4 protein-coding genes and 2 pseudogenes are annotated in these 6,294 nt (G+C 54.5%); 4 read left to right on the forward strand and 2 right to left on the reverse strand.

Annotated features, from left to right (window positions below; genetic code table 11):
• Positions 1-31: 31 nt before the first annotated feature.
• From QZ506_RS10970 to gcvP, 4 genes are all read left to right on the forward strand, one after another.
• Positions 32-283 carry an IS1 family transposase gene (locus tag QZ506_RS10970; RefSeq protein WP_291971056.1) on the forward strand — a complete coding sequence of 84 codons (252 nt, stop codon included), beginning with the start codon at positions 32-34 and terminating at the stop codon, positions 281-283.
• Between the two features lie 116 nt (positions 284-399).
• Complete coding sequence (gcvT, locus tag QZ506_RS10975; RefSeq protein WP_291971057.1) at positions 400-1,494, forward strand: glycine cleavage system aminomethyltransferase GcvT; 1,095 nt, start codon at positions 400-402, stop codon at positions 1,492-1,494.
• Between the two features lie 129 nt (positions 1,495-1,623).
• A complete protein-coding gene (gcvH, locus tag QZ506_RS10980) occupies positions 1,624-2,019 on the forward strand; it encodes a glycine cleavage system protein GcvH (RefSeq protein WP_291971059.1) in 396 nt (131 codons plus the stop codon).
• 153 nt (positions 2,020-2,172) lie between these two features.
• On the forward strand, positions 2,173-5,046 hold the full coding sequence (gene gcvP, locus QZ506_RS10985; protein ID WP_291971061.1) for an aminomethyl-transferring glycine dehydrogenase: 2,874 nt from the start codon (positions 2,173-2,175) through the stop codon (positions 5,044-5,046).
• 76 nt (positions 5,047-5,122) lie between these two features.
• Here gcvP and QZ506_RS10990 read toward each other — a convergent pair.
• Both QZ506_RS10990 and QZ506_RS10995 read right to left on the reverse strand, forming a co-directional pair.
• Positions 5,123-5,731: pseudogene (locus QZ506_RS10990) on the reverse strand (HD family hydrolase).
• A 333-nt stretch (positions 5,732-6,064) separates the two neighbouring features.
• Positions 6,065-6,294, reverse strand: a pseudogene (locus tag QZ506_RS10995) (IS5/IS1182 family transposase); the annotation flags it as partial.

Consider the following 6,294-nt stretch of genomic DNA (forward strand, 5'->3'; position numbering starts at 1 on the left):
GAACAGACATCTCCTGTGAAAAAACACGGTTATGGCAAAAGTGGCCATCAGCGTTACCGTCGTCAGTCATGCAAACACGGATGGCTACAGTGCTTACAACGACGAACTTCCAAAAGTAAAACACATTGTTAGCAAGCTGTATACACAGAGTATTGAGCGTGCACATCTGACACTGCGTAACCGATTACAACGGCTCAATCGCAAGACGCTCGGATATTCAAAATCATCCGAAATGCACGATAGGATCATCGGTACTTACATCGAACGCGAGTACTACGTTTGATGCTACATCAACTCATTGAATACACGACCCTGTGGAAGAGGTGGTAAGTTCAACGCAAAGAAAGCGTTTGCGTTGCGTGATTTTCGCCGTTAGCAAGGAGAGGTTCGGGAGAAAAAATGACACAGCAAACTCCGTTGTATCAGCAGCATATCGCCGATAGCGCGAAGATGGTCGACTTTCACGGCTGGATGATGCCGCTGCACTACGGCTCACAGTTGGATGAACATCATAGCGTTAGGCGTCATGCAGGCATGTTCGATGTCTCTCACATGACAATTGTGGATTTACACGGCCCGCGTGTGCGCGAATTCCTGCGTTATCTGCTGGCGAACGACGTTGCCAAACTCACGCAACCGGGCAAGGCGCTTTATACCGGGATGCTAAACGCCTCGGGTGGCGTCATTGACGATATCATCGTCTACTTTCTGACTGAAACTCATTTCCGGCTGGTGGTGAACTCCGCCACGCGGGAGAAAGATCTGGCCTGGATCGCCGAGCATGCCAAGGCGTTCAACGTGGAGTGGCAGGAACGCGATGAACTGGCGTTGATTGCGGTGCAAGGGCCGTTGGCTCAGGAGAATGTGCAGGCGTTGCTCAGTGCGGAACAGCGCGCTGCAACGGCGGGCATGAAGCCCTTTTTCGGCGTACAAACCGGTGACTATTTCATTGCTACCACCGGGTATACCGGTGAGTCAGGCTATGAAATCGCACTGCCCGCAGAGCAGGCAGTGGCGTTCTGGCAACAACTTCTGGCGGCCGGTGTGCAGCCGTGTGGCCTCGGCGCGCGCGATACGTTGCGCCTTGAAGCGGGCATGAACCTGTATGGTCAGGACATGGACGAAGGCGTTTCGCCGCTGGCTGCTAATATGGGCTGGACCATCGCATGGCAGCCGGAAGGCAGAGATTTTATCGGCAGGGAAGCGCTGACCCATAAACGCAGCGAAGGTACCGAGCAGTTGGTCGGACTGGTACTGCGTGAAAAAGGGGTATTGCGCCATGAAATGCCCGTACGCTTTACCGATGCGAGTGGCACGGTACAGGAAGGCATGATAACCAGCGGGACCTTTTCTCCAACGCTGGGCTTCAGTATTGCACTGGCTCGTGTGCCGCAAGGTATTGGTGAAACGGCGTTGGTGCAAATTCGCCAGCGCGAAGTGCCCGTAGAGGTGACCAAACCGGTATTTATTCGTGGCGGAAAGGCACTGGTTTGACGCTGTCCCCGATCTGACCATGATTATTGATTAACGTTAGCGCGATATATGCCGCAACACCTTCGCGTTGCAGGAAGGCGGATATCGCGCAATTCGATACGACGAAGCGATTTTTAAGGAGAGCAGGCAATGAGCAGCACAATCCCAACCGGGTTGAAATACATCTCATCCCATGAGTGGGTCCAGGCCGAAGGCGAGGGTGTCTATCGTGTCGGTATTACCGAACATGCCCAGGAACTGTTGGGGGATATGGTTTTTGTCGATTTGCCTGACGTTGGCACGCAGGTTGCGATGTGCGACGACTGCGCTGTTGCTGAGTCGGTCAAGGCCGCCTCAGATATCTATGCACCGTTGAGCGGTGAGATCGTGGCAGTGAACGATGCGCTGGAAGGGCAACCGGAACTGGTCAACAGTGCGCCTTATGCCGACGGTTGGCTGTTTAGCATCAAAGCGTCTGATGAAAGCGAATTGAACGATCTGCTGGATGCCACTGCTTATCAGGCGCTGTTAGAAGAAGACGAATAATCTTGTCACCCCGTGATGGTTTTATCGCGCATCACGGGGTAAACCGATTTGTCAGAATGTAAGACACTGAGCGCAGTCTACCGCGTTCGCACTTGTTGTTTGCCATGAACGTTCACTTGCTATAACAATTGCTTGAAGCAGGAAATACCCCTAATGACCCAGACTCTCAGCCAACTCGAACACGACGCCGCTTTCGTGGAGCGTCACATCGGCCCTACGCCCGCGCAACAGGCTCACATGCTGGAAACGCTCGGTGCGGATTCATTGTCGGCGTTGATTCGACAGATTGTGCCGGCAGATATCCAGTTGCCCAACCCGCCAGCGGTGGGGGATGCGCTGCCCGAACATCAGGCGTTGGCGGAGCTCAAGTCGATTGCCAGCCGCAACCAGCGCTATAAAAGCTATATCGGCATGGGGTACACCGCTGTGCATATGCCGCCGGTGATCTTGCGTAATTTGCTGGAAAACCCTGGCTGGTACACCGCCTATACGCCTTACCAGCCTGAAGTCTCGCAAGGGCGGTTAGAAGCCTTGCTGAATTTTCAACAGATGACGCAGGACTTGACCGGACTGGAGCTTGCCTCCGCCTCTCTGTTGGATGAAGCGACGGCGGCAGCGGAGGCGATGGCAATGGCCAAACGCGTCAGCAAGCTGAAACAGGCTAACCGCTTCTTCGTGGCAGAGCATGTGCGTCCGCAAACGCTGGATGTGGTGCGCACCCGTGCAGAGACCTTTGGTTTTGAAGTTGTGGTCGGCGATGTCGCCGCCGCATTGGAAACAGAAGGCGTGTTTGGCGTGCTGTTGCAGCAGGTGAACACCTATGGTGAAGTGCATGATTATCGTGATCTTATCGCGCAACTGAATGCGCGCAAGATCATCGTTAGCGTCGCTGCTGATATCATTGCTTTGGTGCTGCTGGCCGCACCGGGCAAGCAGGGAGCAGATATTGTGTTTGGTTCCGCCCAGCGTTTTGGTGTGCCGATGGGCTACGGTGGTCCGCATGCGGCCTTCTTCGCCTGCAAGGATGAGTATAAACGCGCTATGCCGGGGCGTATTATCGGCGTTTCGCGCGATGCGGCAGGTAATACGGCGCTGCGTATGGCGATGCAGACGCGTGAGCAACACATCCGCCGCGAAAAAGCCAACTCCAACATCTGCACCTCTCAGGTGCTGCTGGCGAATATCGCTGGGTTCTATGCGGTTTATCATGGAGCGCAGGGGCTCAAGCGTATCGCTGAACGCATTCATCGTTTAACCGATATTCTGGCCGCCGGGTTGCAACAGGGCGGCTTGAAACTGTGGCACTCCACCTGGTTTGATACGCTGGCGGTTGAGGTCACAGACAAGAACGCCATTATCGCCCGTGCGCAGAATGCCGGGATCAACCTGCGCACCGATCTCTATCACGGGGTCGGTATCACGCTGGATGAGACGACAACCCGTGAAGATGTCGCAGCGCTATTTGACGTGCTGCTGGGAGACGATCACGGTCTGTCCATTGCTGCGCTGGATGCGGTGCTCAGCGGCGGCTCATCATCCCTCCCTGCTGCGCTATTGCGCACGGATGCCATTCTTACCCACCCGGTGTTCAACCGTTATCACAGCGAAACCGAGATGATGCGTTACCTGCATCGCTTGGCGCATAAAGATCTGGCGCTGAACCGTGCCATGATCCCGCTGGGTTCCTGCACCATGAAGCTGAACGCGGCCGCGGAAATGCTGCCGATCACCTGGCCTGAATTTGCTGAACTGCATCCGTTCTGCCCGCCGGAACAGGCACAAGGTTATCGTTTGATGATCGAACAGCTTTCCGGTTGGCTGGTGCAACTCACTGGCTATGATGCCGTGTGTATGCAGCCTAACTCGGGTGCGCAGGGCGAGTATGCCGGTTTGCTGGCAATTCGCCGCTACCATGAGAGCCGAGGCGACGATCAGCGCACGCTGTGTCTGATTCCAAGCTCTGCGCACGGCACTAACCCGGCATCGGCACGGATGGCCGGGATGGCGGTAGAGGTGGTGGCTTGTGACAAACAAGGGAATATCGATCTGCACGATCTGCGGGAGAAGGCAGCGCAGGCGGGCGATCACCTCTCCTGCATTATGGTGACCTATCCTTCCACGCACGGTGTCTATGAAGAGACCATTCGTGAAGTGTGTCAGATTGTCCATCAACACGGCGGACAGGTGTATCTGGATGGCGCCAACATGAACGCACAGGTAGGTATCACCACGCCGGGCTACATTGGCGCGGATGTGTCGCACCTTAACCTGCATAAAACGTTCTGCATTCCGCACGGTGGCGGCGGGCCGGGTATGGGACCGATCGGGGTGAAAGCGCATCTTGCTCCGTTCGTGCCGGGGCATCAGGTGGTACATATTGAGGGTTTGCTCACCACGCAGGGCGCGGTATCTGCCGCACCTTTTGGCAGTGCGTCCATCCTGCCTATCAGTTGGATGTATATCCGCATGATGGGTGCTGAAGGGCTGAAGAATGCCAGTCAGGTGGCGATCCTCAACGCCAACTACATTGCAACGCGTTTGAAGGATGCCTATCCGGTGCTCTACACCGGCCGCTATGGCCGCGTGGCGCACGAGTGTATTCTGGATATTCGTCCGCTGAAAGAGAGCACTGGCATCAGCGAAATGGATATCGCTAAGCGTTTGATCGACTATGGCTTCCACGCGCCGACCATGTCGTTCCCCGTGGCGGGAACTCTGATGGTAGAGCCGACGGAGTCAGAAAGTCAGGTAGAGCTGGATCGCTTTATTGATGCGATGCTGGCGATCCGTGCAGAAATTCAGCGGGTGGCGCAAGGTGAATGGCCGCTGGAGGATAACCCGCTGGTGAATGCACCGCATATCCAGCAGGAGATCGTCAGTGAGTGGTCGCATCCCTATAGTCGCGAACTGGCGGTGTTTCCGGCGGGGACTGAACATAAATACTGGCCGAGCGTAAAACGCCTCGATGACGTGTACGGCGATCGCAACCTGTTCTGCTCTTGCGTACCGATTGGCGATTACGCGTAGCTTTCTGCGCAATCACTCGCACTCTCTCGTCATTCCCGCCTACGCGGGAATGACGGAAGGTAGGCAAGCAGGAGAATTACCCCAACCACCCTTTGGCCTGTGCTGTTTCCAGATGATCTTTCAGGTAGCGCCACAGTTCGGGATTGATCTCGGCGATAAAGCTGGCGCGTCCCAATACTTGCTCCAGTCGGATGCCATTTTCCACCCAGCTTTGTCCACCGTTATGCAGGTTCATCAGGATAGGCATAATGCGGTCGATCATCAGTGCAAAACTCGCGTTCGCGGTGTCGCATGCTTCATATTCTTGCCACAGTTGCAGAAAATACTGACGTTGCGGTTCGGGCAGTAGGCCAAATAACCGAACCGCAGCGGCTTCTTCCTGCGCCTGAATCGCTTCTCGAGCGCTCAGATCGTAGACCATCACGTCGCCCGCATCGATCTCGACGATATCATGCACCAAGGCCATTTGAATCACGCGCTGAATATCCACGTCCTGACTGGCGTAGGGTTACAGGCTCATAGCGGCAACGGCAAAGTGCCAACTGTGTTCTGCGGAATCTTCGTGACAGGAACTGCCGATGATTTTTGAACGACTCTGTACGCTTTTTAGCTTATCAATTTCCATCAGGAAACCAACTAATTCGGTCAGCGTACCAAACTCGAGAGTGGGTAAAGCCAGGGACATCAAAACCACCTTACGTCCATTGATGTGCCAAACGCGGTTGTATCAAACACTGCGCAGTCAAACAAAACCGGCTCATTGTAGGTGAAGCTGGTGAGAATTTACACGCTTTATTCCGTAACGATATCCCTTTGGCACTGACTATTCCGTCTTATAACAGACCGTTCGGGAGGGGAAATTGTCGACTATCGTTATATACCCGTGATCATTGAAGATGCTTGATTTTACGCGGTAAGAAGATCATGCTCACCCACTATGAAGATATTTATTACCGACAGGGGCTTTGTTGAATAAATCAGAACTTGTGACGACTGCGCCCCATACGGGTCGATTGTTGATGCGAATACTGTTCGGCATTCCTAATAGCGTGATCCGGTTAAGCGCTTTGACCATGGCCATGGCTTCGCCCACCTGAGCATCGTAGTCTCTCAGACTTAGATGACCACCCAGAAGCCTTTTGAACCGGAACATCGCCGTTTCAGCCACTGAGCGCCGGTGATAGCCCACTTTCTTTTTCCAGATATCGTTACTACCGCTAATGCGCTGATTTGCAACAGCGTGGTTAC

Origin of the sequence: Candidatus Symbiopectobacterium sp., from assembly GCF_020054415.1 — a bacterium.
GTDB lineage: Bacteria > Pseudomonadota > Gammaproteobacteria > Enterobacterales > Enterobacteriaceae > Symbiopectobacterium.